Genomic DNA, 15,206 nt, shown 5'->3' with positions numbered 1-15,206 from the left:
GCCGGGAGGTAAGGCGGTTGCAAAAAGAAGGCTTGCAAACACCCCTTTTTACAGACGGGATATTTGCAAGCCTCCGGCTCACCTGCACCGGCAATGCGGCGAGGAAACCTGCCGCAGCCCTATTCGAAGCGCAGCATTCCGAAGAATTCCGGACAGTGGAAATTGGGCTTCTCCAGCCCGATAGGGTTCCACGACAGGAAATGGGGCGTTTCCAGCTTATCGCCGCACTTATAGAAGTTGGCGCGTACCGCCTTGCCGTCCAGCGAGGTAATGTCGTGCAGGAAGAATGCGGCATACGGTATCACCAGCGCCACTTCCCAACTGCACTCTCCTATCCGCTCCTCAAAATCCCCGCGTCCCAGGGAAGCCCAGCGCTGCACCTTGTCCAACACCTCCTGCGGCGCATGCCGGCGGTCGGAGCGTCCTATCCCGGCGCCGATAAGCAGCCTGCCCGCGCAGTTGCACTCTATATTATAGTATATCCCGTCGGCAGCAGGAGCGGAGAAGAATTCCACGCAGGAGTCCTCCCACACCGCCCCGTTGTCCTTGCCTGCCACCGCACGCACGCTGGCTTCCTTCACTTTATAATGAAGCAGCAGGGCATCGTCCGTACAGGCAATGCGGAACTTGACGTCCGGGCGGTAGGGGTACGCCGCCCAGTTTACCGTTTCGATAGGCTGAAAAGCCACTTTTTCTTCATCCAAAAGAGCAGGAACCGATTCTACCGGTATGTTTGCCATGCTCACTTTTTTGACATTCAATTCTTTCATCGTATTATCTTGAGGAATTGAGGCGAATACGGACAAGGCGCAGCAGCCTGCCGTTATCGCTGTTATACACCGTTGTATCAGATACATGAAGCTATGAATTCCCGCATTTCCGGAGTGTGCTCCTCTACGCTTTGCAGCAGCTTGAACTGCGCCTTCGTGCGTACCAGGTTGTGTTCCGGATACTGAATTTTATAATAGGTATCGCCGTTGATGTAGTCGGCAAGGAAGCGCACGCACTGCATGTAGGGGAAGAGGGCGGCGGCATAAGGCAGGTTCTCTATTTCCACGGGCAGCAGGAACGACTTCGCCGATTCCAGGTAGCCTTTCGTGAATGCCTTGAATATTTCCATGTCGAAATTTACATTGGCAAGTTCCTTATCATCTTCCAGCCCGGTGTTGGCTCCCGAGCGCAGGAAGTCTCCGAAGTCCGAGAATACGAAGCTGGGCATCACCGTATCGAGGTCGATGACGCAAAGCACATTGCCGTTTTCGTCGAACATCATATTGTTGACTTTCGTATCGCAATGGCATACGCGCTTGGGTAGCTTGCCTTCGCGGTGCAGGCGTTCCGCCTTGCACATTTCATCGGCACGCCGTTCTATCTCATCCAGGAAATAGCGGACTTCCTCCACACGCCCTGCGGCATCGGCATCCACCGCCTCGCGGAGCTGTTTCAAGCGGAACTCCATGTTGTGGAAATCGGGAATCGTTTCGCCCAGCTTATCGGGGATATCGGCAAGCATCGCCTGGAAATTGCCGAAGGCTACGCCGGCGTAGTATGAATATTCGGGGTTTACCGTTTCGTATGTCTTGGCATTGGGAATGAACAGCATGACGCGCCAGTAGTTATCGCCGTCAAACCAATAGGTTTTCCCGTTGTCGGCGGGAAGGAAATGGAGCACCTTGCGCCCGATGTCCTGCTCGCCTTTTTCTTCCAGTTTCTTACGGATGTGGGAGGTTACGGCGTCGATATTCGCCTGCAACATCTCCACATCCCGGAAAATGGCGTGGTTGATGCGTTGCAATACGTAGTCGGGGGCGTCGGCCTCGAGTGTGTCTACTTTATACGTGTCGTTGATAAGCCCGGAACCTAAGGCCTTGATTGCTTGAACGGTCCCCTCTAATTGAAAATGAGATACGATAGATAAAAGGTCTTTCATGATAATAAATAGATTGATTATGATACAAATATACGTTCTTTATCGCATACAATGAGTTTATTATTGTTCGACGAACATCCAAAAATATACATTTAAGCAGACATAACCGCAAAATCCGAATGATAAATAAGAAGCTTTGTGCAAAATATTTATATATTTGTAACTGAAACCTTAAAAAACAACTCAAAGTGCAGAAGCTCATCATCAGATTATTCTTCATTTTAGCGGGCGCGGCTTTCGCAAATGTGCATGGACAAAACATAACCTTCAATCATCTTACCACTGAGGACGGACTATCGCAGTTCTCCGTAAACAGCTTATACATCGATGAAAACGGCATATTGTGGATTGGCACGCGCGAAGGGCTGAACCGCTACAACGGCGAGGACATAAAGACTTACAAATTCCGGAAGAATGACCCTAACAGCCTTTTCTGCAATACGGTGCTGCGCATCGCGGGTAACCACGACGGGAAGATTTACCTGCTCTGCACCGAGGGGGTTGCCGAGTTCGACCTCACCACCCAGAAGTTCACTACTTTGCTGCAAGGCAATATCAGCAGTATTTATTACAATAACGGCCTTTTCATCGGAAAAAAGAACGAGGTGTACCGCTACAACGAGGACACGGGTAACTTCGACCTCTATCACCAGTTGCCGGGCGACAACCTGGAAATATCCTGCATGCATATCGACAAGGGTTATCTGTGGCTGGGCACTACCACCGACGGGGTGTACCGCCTGGACATCGCCCGGGAGGAGCTTGCGCATCCTATCCGGAAGGGTAACATCACCAGCTTCTACCGGGACAGCGAGGGCGAGCTGTGGATAGGAAGCTGGGAGGAGGGTTTATTCCGGGTAAAGGCGGACGGGGTAATCGAGAACCTCAGGTACGATGCGAAAAATCCGCACAGCCTCTCCTCGAACTTCGTCAGGGCTTGCTGTGAGGACAATCTGGGCAACATCTGGATAGGTACTTTCAACGGGCTGAACCGCTACAACAAGACTACCGGCTTGTTCCAGAACCATACCGCCAACGACATCCAGGCCGAGGGTCTTACCCACTCTTCTATCTGGTGCATCGTGAAGGACAACCAGGGTACGCTCTGGCTGGGGACTTACTTCGGCGGTGTAAACTACTTCAATCCGGAGTACGAGATTTACACCCGTTATTCTTATTCTTCGAACGAGAAGGAGGGGTTGAGCAACCCGGTGGTAGGGCGTACAATCGAGGACAAGGACGGTAATCTGTGGATAGGGACTGAAGGCGGCGGACTGAATTACTACAACCGCCGCACGCGCGAGTTCAAGTGGTATCGCCCCCAGGAAGGGCGCAACAGCATCTCGCACAACAATGTGAAGGCGCTTTATTACGATGCGGGCAAGGAGATTATATGGATAGGCACTCACCTGGGCGGGCTCAACAAACTGGATATACGGTCGGGGCGCTTCACCCATTACCGTATGAAGGAGGACGACCCGCAGACGCTCCCGTCGGATATCATCCGCGACATCACTCCCTACGGGAACCGCCTGATTATAGCGACGCAGAACGGGGTATGCCTTTTCGACCCTGCCGACGGGAAGTGCCGGCAGCTTTTCAAGGATAGCAAGGAGGGGAAGTCCATAAAAATGGTGGCGGACGTTGTGTTCGACTCGGAAGGTACGCTATGGATTGCCGCTACCGGGGAGGGGGTGTTCAGTTACCGTTTCGATACCGGCAAGCTGACGAACTACCGCCACGACCCTGCCAACCCGAACAGTCTGAGCAACAACAATATAAATAATATAACGCAGGACAGCAAGGGTAATCTTTGGTTCTCTACCTCGGGCAGTGGTCTGGACTTGTACCGCCCGGCAAGCAACGACTTCGAGAATTTCGACAAGGAGAAGAACGGGCTTGCCAGCGACTGTATCTACGAAACGCAGGAGTCTCCCACCAGCGGCAAGTTGCTGCTTATCACCAACGAGGGGTTCTCTATCTTCGACTACCGGAACAGGAATTTCAAGAATTACAGCACCGAGAACGGTTTCCCGCTGACGGCTGTCAACGAGAATGCGCTCTGCGTAACCCGCGACGGCGAAATTTTCCTGGGTGGTGTGCAGGGCATGATTTCTTTCCACGAAATGGAGCTGAACTTTACTCCGAAGCCTTATAAGATTATCCTTTCGCGCCTTATCGTGAACGGGCAGGAGATACATGTGGGAGATGAGACCGGCATCCTGCAACGTTCTTTGTGCCACACCGGCGAGATAACGCTCGATGCAGACCAGAATATGTTCAGCATCGAGTTCGCCACTTCCAACTATATTCCTGCCAACAAAGACGAGATTATCTACAAACTGGAGGGGTTCTCCAGCGAGTGGACTAATACGCGGGGGTTACATACCATTACTTACACTAACCTGAATGCCGGCACTTACAACCTGCTTATCAAGCCGGAGGGAAAGGACGAAAGCCTCTGCCCGCAGGTGCATCTTACCATTCATGTGCTGCCGCCGTATTACAAGACGATGCTTGCTTACCTTATATATATCGTTATAACGGGTGTGCTGCTGTGGTATCTGGTGCGTACTTACAAATCGAGAATCAAGCTGCGCGAGTCTTTAAAGTACGAGCAGAAGCATATCCGGGATGTGGAGGCGCTCAACCAGTCCAAGCTGCGTTTCTTTACCAACATATCGCACGAGTTCCGCACGCCGCTGACTCTTATCGTGGCGCAGGTGGAAACGTTGCTGCACTTGCAGAACTTCACTCCTGCCGTCTACAACAAGATTCTGAGCATTTACAAGAACAGTATCCAACTGCGCGAGCTGATTACCGAGCTGCTCGACTTCCGCAAGCAGGAACAAGGGCATATGAAGATTAAGGTCAGCCCGCACAACATCGTGAATTTCCTGTACGAGAATTACTTACTGTTCCTCGAGTATGCCAGCTCCAAGCGTATCAACTTCAACTTCGAGAAGGGGTGCGACGAGCTGGAGGTGTGGTACGACCAGAAGCAGATGCAGAAGGTGGTTAACAATCTTTTGTCTAACGCTATCAAGCATACGGAGGAGGAGGACACTATTACGCTGGGCGTGAAGAAGGAGGGCGACTGCGTGGTAATCCGCGTGAAAGATACGGGAAGCGGCATCGACGCAAAGGAAATAGACAAGATATTCGACCGTTTCTACCAGATAGACCCTGTGGGTTCCGCCGCCGCGAACAAAACCGGAACGGGCATCGGACTGGCACTGACTAAAGGTATCGTAGAGCTGCATCACGGCACTATCCGCGTAGAAAGCGAGCTCGGCAAGGGGACGAGTTTCATCGTTACGCTGCATCTGGGCAACGGGTTGTTCTCCGAGGAGCAGATAAGCCGTAGCCCGGACTCCGTACACCAGGTAGAAATTCCCAAGCCGGAAACGGATGCTTTCCTGAAAACGGAGCTGGAGGAGAATGCTCCTATCAAGCGCATACCGGATGCCAAGATGCTGATTGTGGAGGACAGCGACTCTATCCGGGAGATGCTTGCCAATATATTCAGGCCTTTCTATCATGTGCTGACCGCCGCCAACGGAGAGGAGGGCTGGGAGCTGGTGCGCAGCGAGATGCCGTGCATCGTGGTTAGCGACGTGGTGATGCCCAAGATGTCGGGAACGGAGTTGTGCAAGCTCATAAAGACCGATTTCAATACGTGCCACATCCCCGTAGTGTTGCTGACGGCGCGTACCGCTATCGAGCTGAATATCGAGGGGCTGCGCATTGGTGCGGACGATTATATCACCAAACCGTTCAATACGAGCCTGCTGATATCCCGCTGCAACAACTTGGTGAACTCGCGCATTCTCTTGCAGGAGAAGTTCAGCAAACAGCCGCAAACGGCCGCGCAGATGCTTGCCACCAACCCGATTGACAAGGATATATTAGACCGTGCCATGGCTATCATCGAGCAGCATCTGGACGATACGGAGTTCAACGTCAATGTCTTTGCCAGGGAAATGGCTATGGCGCGCACCAACCTGTTCACTAAGCTGAAGGCTATCACCGGGCAGACGCCGAACGATTTCATTCTGACTATCCGCCTGAAGAAGGGCGCCCTGATGTTGCGCAACAATCCCGAGCTGAACATCACGGAAATCTCCGACAAGATAGGATTCAGCTCGTCGCGCTATTTCAGCAAGTGCTTCAAGGATATTTACCATGTGAGCCCGCTCGCCTACCGCAAGGGGGAGGACTCGGATAAGGACGAGGAGGAAAAAGACGGGAAGTAGGAAGTATGCGTTTTTGTACGTTTTATCTCTCCGTGTGTACTCCTTTATACACACGAAGTAAAAGATAGCGCATATCTTTGGGCGCAGTAATCGAACTTTAAAGTCCAAAGACTATGAAACATTTATCCAACCTTTTACCTTACCTTCCGAGTGCGGTACTTCTGATAGGGTGTAGCAATGCTTCCAAGCAGGAGGCGCGGAACGACCGACCGCAGAAACCGAATGTAATCTATCTTATATCCGACGACTTGGGTATCGGCGACCTTAGCTGTTACGGCGCCACCAAAATAAGTACTCCGAATATCGACCGCCTGGCCGGTCAGGGTATGCAGTTTACCAACGCTTATGCCACTTCTTCTACCAGTACTCCTTCCCGCTTCGGTCTGCTGACGGGTATGTATCCCTGGAGGCAGGAAAATACGGGCATCGCGCCGGGTAACTCCGAACTGATTATCGACACTGCCTGCGTAACCATGGCGGATATGTTCAAGGCGGAGGGTTATTATACCGGTGCTATCGGCAAATGGCATCTGGGGCTGGGTCCTAAGGGCGGAACGGATTTCAACCGCGAAATCAGGCCGAATACGCAGGATATCGGCTTCAACTATGAGTTCATCATCCCCGCTACCGTAGACCGTGTTCCTTGTGTATTCGTAGAGAACGGCCATGTGGTAGGGCTCGACCCCAACGACCCTATCACCGTCAATTACGACCATAAGGTGGGCGACTGGCCTACCGGACTGGAAAATCCCGAATTGGTGAAGATGAAGCCCAGCCAGGGGCATAACAATACCATTATCAACGGTATTCCCCGCATCGGCTGGATGACCGGCGGCAAATCCGCCCTCTGGGTAGATGAGGATATCGCGGATGTCATAACCGGAAAGGCAAAGGATTTTATCATCTCGCACCAGGACGAGCCTTTCTTCCTATATATGGGTACGCAGGACATCCATGTGCCGCGCGTTCCGCATCCGCGCTTCGCAGGCAAGAGCGGCTTAGGCCCGCGCGGAGATGTTATCCTGCAACTGGACTGGACTGTGGGCGAGATTATGCATACGCTCGACAGCCTGAACATCGCCGATAATACTATCTTCGTATTTTGCAGCGACAACGGTCCGGTTATCGACGACGGTTACCAAGACCAGGCACGCGAGCTGCTGAACGGGCATACGCCGATGAAGCATTACCGTGGCGGCAAGTACAGTGCATTCGAGGCGGGAACGCGCATTCCGTTCATCGTCCGCTGGCCGGCGGGTATCAAGCCGGGCAAGCAGCAGGCTTTGTTCTCGATGATTGATGTATATGCTTCGCTGGCAGCCTTGCTGAACCACGAGCTCCCCGCAGGCGTAGCCCCCGACAGCCGCGACCAGCTCAACAATTTCCTCGGTACGGATACTGCCGGATGCGGTTACGTGGTACAGCAGAACCTGAACAATACTTTGTCTATCATCCAGAACAACTGGAAATACATCGAACCGAGCGACAAGCCCGCCCTGGAATACTGGACCAAAACGGAAATGGGTAACAATCCTAAACCCCAGCTTTACAACTTGTCTGTAGACCCGTCGGAGAAAGAGAATGTGGCCGAAGCGCATCCGGATAAGGTAAAAATGTTGTCTGCCCTGCTGGAAGAAGTGAAAAGCGCAAAGAACCAGCAGAATAGGGAATAACGTGTACCGGCATTGTCCGCAGATAATGTACAAAATCGGATTATTTGCGGACAATTAACGGACATTTCCACCCCGGACATCCTATATTTTTGTGGAGTGATTTTAACTATGATTCAGATAATCTAATTAAAAGCAACCTTTTTCAATAACCAAATTAAATTAATATTTATGAAACAGAAATCTAATCTATCAAAGACATTAGGTATCATGTTACTTTTTGTTTTATTTGCTGTTGGGGCAAATGCGCAGAATATCACAGTGACAGGTACGGTAAGCGACAACTTAGGTCCGGTTATCGGTGCTTCCATACAGGTAGAGGGAACCAGTAACGGATGTATCACGGACATCGACGGAAATTACAACCTTCCGAACGTTCCTCCCAACGCCACCCTCGTATTCTCGTACATCGGTTACCAGACGCAGAAAGTGGCAGTAGCCGGAAAAACCAGAATCAATGTAAAGCTGAGCGAAGATACCCAGTTGCTGCAGGAAGTCGTAGTGGTAGGTTACGGTGTTCAGCGTAAGAGCGACCTGACGGGTGCGGTGGCTTCCGTAAAGACTGCGGATGCCTTGAAAAGCACTCCGACGGGTAATGTATCGGATGCCTTGCAGGGACGTATGGCCGGTGTATCCGTACTCTCCGGTTCCGGTGACCCGAGCGGCGACAATACAATCCGTGTCCGCGGTATCAACTCTATCACGGCAGAAACGGGTCCGCTGGTTGTAATCGACGGTTTCATCGGCGGTTCGCTCCAGTCATTGAACCCCGCGGATATCGCCTCCATAGAGGTGTTGAAGGATGCCTCCGCAACGGCGGTATACGGTTCGCGCGGTGCTAACGGCGTTATCCTGGTAACTACCAAGAATCCCGAGAAGGACAAGCTGACCGTGTCTTTCAATGCTTTTGCCAACATCAAGACTGTTGCCAAGTATCCCGACAACCTCTCTCCGTACGAATATGCCAACTTGGTTAATGACTACGGTAAGGAGTACTTCGGCTATGGCGACAACCATTTCTACAGCCCGGAACAGTTGGCGGCTTTCAAATCCGGCAAGGCAGGTTTCGACTACTCGAAGGAAATCTTCCGCAGCCCGGCTGTGACCCAGAACTACGAGCTTTCCATTGCCGGCGGTGGTGAAAGGACTACTTTCCTCGCATCGCTCCGCTACCAGGACGACCAGGGTATCATCAAGGAATCGAGCAGCAAAATCTATAGCTGGCGCTTAAAAGTAGATACCAAAATCAAGAAATGGCTGAAAGCGGGTTTGAACATGTACGGCCACTACCGCGAAACGAGCAAACCGCGTATCAGCGAGTACGACGGTCTGATACAGCAAAGTATGTATTTCCCGAATACTATCGAGCCTAAAAACGAGGAAGGAGAATACAACAACAACTTCTTCGACGGCGGCAAAACGTACAACCCAATGGGTTATATCTGGGAATCCGACAACTCCAACAAGACTATCAACAACCGCATACAGGGTTATGTTCAGTTCGACATCATAGACGGGTTGAGCTTCCGTTCCCAGTTGGGCGTACTTTTCGACAACCGGCTGAATACATCGGTAGAAAACGAGCAGAGCTACTATTCTTATAAGAACAGCCTGACGCAAGGGCAGGTACGCAGCTATTGGAATACTTCCTGGCTGAACACCAATACCTTGAGCTATGTGAAGGAATTCAACGAAAACCACCGTATCAATGCTACGGCAGTGTTCGAACAATCGTACGACAACGACTACAACCATACCGGTACAGCCTACAACCTGGACTATATCGATATGATAGGCATCAATAACCTGGCATGGTCTGCTTCGGACCTTGCGGCTATCGCATCCGACCGTACAATCAACACCCTGATGTCGGGTATGTTGCGCGTTAACTACGTATTCATGAACCGCTACATGCTTACCGCTTCTATCCGCGCCGACGGTTCTTCACGCCTGAAAGACAAATGGAGCTATTTCCCTTCCGCTGCATTGGCATGGGATTTGAAGCAGGAAAACTTCCTGAAAGATAACAGCTTTATCGACCAGTTGAAGCTCCGTCTGGGTTACGGTTCCGTAGGAAACCAGGCTGTGGAGGCTTATCGTATTTACTCCAAAATGGCGCCGGTGACTATTACGAATGCAGGCGGAACATCTTCTACAGCTTATCAGATAGACCGTCCGGCAGCTTCTTTCCTTAAATGGGAACGCAACGACCAGTTCAACGTGGGAGTCGATTTCGGAATTCTCAACGGCCGTGTACGCCTGACCGCAGACTGGTACAGCAAATTGTCCAAGGATATCTTGCTGGAAGTGGCACGCCCCTCTCACATGGGTTACACTTCTATCCTCGACAATGCCGGCGAAATCAAGAACACCGGTGTTGAATTCACTATCAGCGCAGACCCTCTCACCGGTAAGGAATTCAACTGGCATACCGACCTGACTTTGTCTCACAACAAGGGTACGTTCAACAAGATTCCGACAGCCAACCACCGTCAGCAGCAGGCCGGAAACTACCAGAACCAGATATTCCAGATGATTGAAGGAGAGAAATTAGGTTCGTTCTGGGGATATACATTTGCAGGCGTATGGCAGGAAGACGAAGTGAACGCTCCTTTCGTGGATGCCAACGGACAGACCAACGGCAAGACCAACGGCGATGTATACAAAGTAAAACCCGGTAACTCCAAGTATGTGGATGTCAATAAGGACGGTGTATACAACGACTCCGACCAGGGAATCATCGGTTGCGGACAGCCGACATTCAACTGGGGCTGGAACAATACGTTCAACTACAAGAATTTCGATTTCTCGTTCTTCGTAGTAGGTTTCCACGGGTTCGACATTTACAACGCCACCCACCAAATGGGATACAACCTGATTAAGAGCCAGCAGGTGGCCGGTGTAACTCCCATGCGCGAACTGCTGAACCGCTGGACACCGACCAATACCAATACCGATATACCGGGCTTCGTTAAGGGCGGAACGGAAAACAAGGATTTCTTCAGCACACGCTTCGTTGAAAACGGCAGCTTCATCAAGATGAAGAGCATCACCTTAGGTTATACACTCCCGGAAACGACTTGCCGCTCACTGGGCATCAACAACCTGCGTGTATATGCTTCCGTACAAAACCCGTTCCACATCACCAGCTACTCCGGCCTGGACCCGGAAGCTACCATGGGCAGTCCTTTGGTACAGGGTGTCGACTGGGGTTCCTATCCTAACAGCCGCAACTACTTAATCGGTCTGAATTTCTCATTCTAATGACTAACCTACTTAAATAAGAACAATATGAAGAAATTAATATACTTAACAGCAATTGCCGGCAGCTTATTACTGACGACCTCTTGCGTAGACCTTACACAAGAACCCGAATCATTTATCACAGAAGAAGATTATTGGAGCGCAATAGACCAACAGAGCCTCCAGAAAGCGGCCGATGCTCTTTACAACGACTTATGGCAAGGCAATTACGGATTCAACAGCCGGTTGCAGCGCCTCAACGTGTGTGCGGACGACATCACCTACCGTGCCGCCAAAGCCAACAACGAACTGGCTTATTACGGCAGGCTGACGCCTAACCTCACAGCCAACGACGCCGATTTCTCGACTACCTGGACTCTGTTCTACAAGGTTATCAGCAGTTCCAACAAGATTATCAAAGGAACAACGATTCCGACAGACGAAGAAGAGGCTAAAGCATTCAAGGAGATATTGGGCGAAGCTTATTTCATGCGCGGCCTTTCTTATTTCTACCTAGTCCGCCTGTACGGTGACGTACCTTTGTTGCTGGAAGATGACGAAGCAATCATTACCATGCCGAGAACAGCCGTTTCCGAAATCTACGACAAGGCTATCGTTCCCAGCCTCAAGACTGCCGCCGAATGGCTGCCCAACCAAGGACGTAGCGGTAACTCCACTCCTTCCAAATGGGCGGCAAAAGCATGCCTGGCAGATGTCTATATGACAATGGCAGGATGGCCGCTGAACAAAGGGACTGAATACTACGGCCTGGCAGCCGCCGAAGCCCAAGACATCATAGACAATGCCAATGGAGCCGGCCTGAGCCTGACAACGAAGTATTCCGACTTATGGAAAGAAGCTAACAAGTCCCAGACCAATGAAGTGATGTTTGCCCTGCAACACAGCTCGAAGCATAAATTAGCAAGTAACTACGGTAAGTCCTACTATCCGAGCGATTATGCTCCCAATGCCGGCTGGGCCGACTATTACGGTGACGAGGATTTCTTCCTGGCGTATCCTGACGATGCACGCAAAGAGCATAACTACATGACGAAATGGAAAGTAAAAAGCGGAGACGTCATTCCTTATACCCAAAGTGCCGATAAACTGCCCGCTATCTCCAAGTACTACGATTACGACGAAGGCGACCCCGGTAAAAGTGCACAGGCAAACGGTATAACCTGTATCTACCGTTATGCAGAAGTACTCCTGATGTACGCCGAAGCTTCTACACGTGCAACCAATACGGTCAATGCAGCTGCTTTGGATGCTATCAAGAAAGTGCAGATACGTGCCGGTTATCAGGACAAAGGATTATCACTGACCACTACCACCGACCCGACTGAATTCCTGAAAGATGTTTCCAACGAACGCGGCTGGGAGTTCTTCGCCGAGATGAAACGCTGGTTCGAGCTGGTACGTCTGGAGAAAGTAAAAGACGTACGTGCCGAAGAATGGGATGCTTCTCTTTTCAACACGAATCATCATTATTATTTCCCTGTACCTTACCAGCAAATAGACCTTGCCGGTTGGACAAACAATGCAGGATACTAATTACCACAAAACTTCTAACCTTATTTATATTATCAATAAATCTTTTAGACCTTAATCAATTTAACATGTTCGGGAGGGAAGAGTCGAGAGACTCTTCTCTCTTTCTTTAACTTCATCCTCTTTAATAACATACCCATGAAAAGATATAGCTTATTCCTTCTTTGCAGCGTATTTATATACATAACGGCATCCGCACAGAAAATAGAAAACTTAGTGGAGCTGAAACAAAAGTCCGGCAACTCCCTCTTTCACCATTTGGGTAAAGCGCCCCGCATACCGGCCTTCGAATCCGAGGGTTACTGGGTCTGGGGTAGCTCGGTGGTAAAAGGCGACGACGGCAAATACCATATGTTCGTATCCCGCTTTCCCAAAACCCTGCCGTTTCATCCCGGGTGGATGGTAGCTTCGGAAATAGTACATGCCGTATCCGACGTACCGCAAGGGCCCTACCGTTTCAGCGATGTAGCACTCCCTGCACGCGGGGCGCAGTACTGGGACGGACGTTCCACGCATAACCCGCGCATACTGAAACAAAACGGCCGGTATTACCTCATCTACATGGGTTCCACACACCCGTTCGCCGAACCGGAGTACAACCAGCTCACTTTAGACAGCCCCTGGTGCACCGTTGCCCGTGCCAATAAGCGTATCGGACTGGCAGTTGCCGACTCCCCTTACGGGCCGTGGAAACGCCTCGATGAACCTATCCTAAAGACCAAACCCGGTACTTTTTACAGCTTCCTTACCTCCAACCCTTCTCCTATCCTCCAGGAAGACGGCTCGGTAATGATGATTTTCAAAGGACGGCATTATATCGACGGCTACCGGCACTCGGCCATGAGCCTCGGAATAGCTTATGCTCCCAATATAGAAGGCCCTTACCAGGTATTGAACGACGACCGCCCTATCTTCGAAGTAAACGGACAGGGTGAAGCCGAAGACCCTTTTCTCTGGAAAGATGCCGACGGCTATCATATCATCTTCAAAGACCATGTAGCCAAATTCACGGGCGAGCAAGGCGGCGGCGTCATGGCGCACTCCCCCAATGGCATCCAATGGAGCGTAGATAAAGACCCGAAAGCCTACTCGCGCAGCGTGGAATGGGAGGACGGAAAAGTAGAGATGCAAGGACAATTGGAGCGTCCTTTCATCCTTTTCGAGAACGGTAAACCCGCTTACATCTTTTTCGCCACCATGGACGGTCCCGGCGGGTTCGAAAATGCATCGCACTCCTGGAATATGGTTATTCCTATAAAAGATTAGGAATAAAAGCGTATCTTTGCCGCCATGAACGAAAACCTGCTACCCATTCATTTCGCTCCGCTTCAAGGCTACACAGACGCAGCTTACCGGCAGGCGCATGCCCGCATCTTCGGCGGCGTAGATACCTATTATTCTCCCTTCGTACGTGTGGAACACGGTGAAATCCGCCGTAAAGACGCACGCGATATAAACCCGGAGAACAACCGGGGAGTACACCTGATTCCCCAGCTCATTGCGCCGCACCCGGACAAGCTGGAACAGATAATGTCCCTTTTCAGCGGATATAACTACCGGGAAGCCGATATCAACCTGGGTTGCCCCTTCCCCATGCTGGCCAAACGGCACAACGGCGCCGGGATGTTGCCGTACCCCGAAGAAGTAAAAGAACTGCTAATTGCCGCAACAGAAAAATACCCCCGGTTCCGCTTCTCCGTCAAGCTCAGATTAGGCTGGGAGAATGCGGACGAATGCCTCGCACTCCTACCGCTGCTCAATGCACTCCCCCTATCCCACATCATCCTGCACCCCCGCTTAGGGAAACAGCAATACAAGGGTGAGGTCGATTTAGACGGGTTCGAGGCTTTTTATAACAGATGCGACAAACCTTTGTTCTACAATGGAGACCTGCACACAACAGAAGACATACAAGCTATCGCCGTACGTTTCCCCAAGTTGGCGGGAATCGTCATAGGGCGCGGCCTGCTCGCCAACCCGGCACTGGCATGGGAATACCGGCAAGGGAAGCGGCTATCTGCCGATGAAATGGCAGAAAAAGTAAGGCAACTGCATACAGATGTGTACAATAGCTACGAAGAACAACTGCAAGGCGGCGAAACGCAGTTACTGATGAAAATGAAAAGCTTTTGGGAGTACCTGCTACCCGAAGGTAACCGCAAGGCAAAGAAAACCATACACAAAACCGCCAAACTAACCAATTATCTGGCAGCGGTAAACGAACTGCTCTCTCCGCACCGATAAGACAATACCCTTAATTGCCGAAACAGAAAAGGCATCAATGCAGCAAAGATGCTCAAAAAGAAAAGACGCCAAAACAGAAAAGACACTCAAACAGAAAAGATACCAAAACAGAAAAGGCACTCTAATAAAGAAAAGGCCGTCTCAAAATAAAACTGCAAACCAGGAAATATCCTATAAACTGGGACATTCAGTAAATAATATAAAATCAGCCAACTAATTCATACACAAAATATTGCGAATTAGCTGGCTTTTTTGTATCTTTAGGTATTCCCCCGCAAATAAGGTTTGAAGGCCAAAACGGGGGAAATTCCC

Annotated in this window: 8 protein-coding genes; 6 read left to right on the top strand and 2 right to left on the bottom strand. The window is 50.8% G+C overall.

The features are described from left to right. Nucleotides 1-119: 119 nt before the first annotated feature. Together C233_RS0118035 and C233_RS0118030 are read right to left on the bottom strand one after the other, a co-directional pair. A complete protein-coding gene (locus C233_RS0118035; RefSeq protein WP_425248236.1) occupies nt 120-761 on the bottom strand; it encodes a carbohydrate-binding family 9-like protein in 642 nt (213 codons plus the stop codon). Between the two features lie 86 nt (nt 762-847). Continuing rightward, nucleotides 848-1,930 (bottom strand): phosphotransferase enzyme family protein, encoded by a 1,083-nt coding sequence (locus C233_RS0118030; RefSeq protein ID WP_018668932.1) that lies wholly within the window; start codon nt 1,928-1,930, stop codon nt 848-850. Nucleotides 1,931-2,118: 188 nt separating this feature from the next. Here C233_RS0118030 and C233_RS0118025 point away from each other — a divergent pair, with 188 nt between their 5' ends. The 6 genes from C233_RS0118025 to C233_RS0118000 all read left to right on the top strand — a co-directional run bounded on the left by C233_RS0118025 (nt 2,119) and on the right by C233_RS0118000 (nt 14,894). Beyond that, nucleotides 2,119-6,186, top strand: a complete 4,068-nt coding sequence (locus tag C233_RS0118025) for a hybrid sensor histidine kinase/response regulator transcription factor (RefSeq protein ID WP_018668931.1) — start codon at nt 2,119-2,121, stop codon at nt 6,184-6,186. A 113-nt stretch (nt 6,187-6,299) separates the two neighbouring features. Then, complete coding sequence (locus C233_RS0118020) at nt 6,300-7,859, top strand: sulfatase family protein (RefSeq protein WP_018668930.1); 1,560 nt, start codon at nt 6,300-6,302, stop codon at nt 7,857-7,859. A 168-nt stretch (nt 7,860-8,027) separates the two neighbouring features. Continuing rightward, complete coding sequence (locus tag C233_RS0118015; RefSeq protein WP_026314915.1) at nt 8,028-11,120, top strand: SusC/RagA family TonB-linked outer membrane protein; 3,093 nt, start codon at nt 8,028-8,030, stop codon at nt 11,118-11,120. 27 nt (nt 11,121-11,147) lie between these two features. After that, nucleotides 11,148-12,653: a RagB/SusD family nutrient uptake outer membrane protein gene (locus tag C233_RS0118010; protein WP_018668928.1), complete on the top strand. Its 1,506-nt coding sequence runs from the start codon at nt 11,148-11,150 to the stop codon at nt 12,651-12,653. A gap of 135 nt (nt 12,654-12,788) precedes the next feature. Next, nucleotides 12,789-13,916 carry a glycoside hydrolase family protein gene (locus tag C233_RS0118005; RefSeq protein ID WP_025069092.1) on the top strand — a complete coding sequence of 376 codons (1,128 nt, stop codon included), beginning with the start codon at nt 12,789-12,791 and terminating at the stop codon, nt 13,914-13,916. A 24-nt stretch (nt 13,917-13,940) separates the two neighbouring features. After that, on the top strand, nt 13,941-14,894 hold the full coding sequence (locus tag C233_RS0118000) for a tRNA-dihydrouridine synthase family protein (RefSeq protein ID WP_018668926.1): 954 nt from the start codon (nt 13,941-13,943) through the stop codon (nt 14,892-14,894). Nucleotides 14,895-15,206 lie beyond the last annotated feature (312 nt).

The organism is Bacteroides gallinarum DSM 18171 = JCM 13658, assembly GCF_000374365.1.
Taxonomy (GTDB): domain Bacteria; phylum Bacteroidota; class Bacteroidia; order Bacteroidales; family Bacteroidaceae; genus Bacteroides; species Bacteroides gallinarum.
The sequence above is the reverse complement of the archived record's forward strand: the minus strand, read 5'-3'. Positions and strand labels throughout refer to the sequence as shown.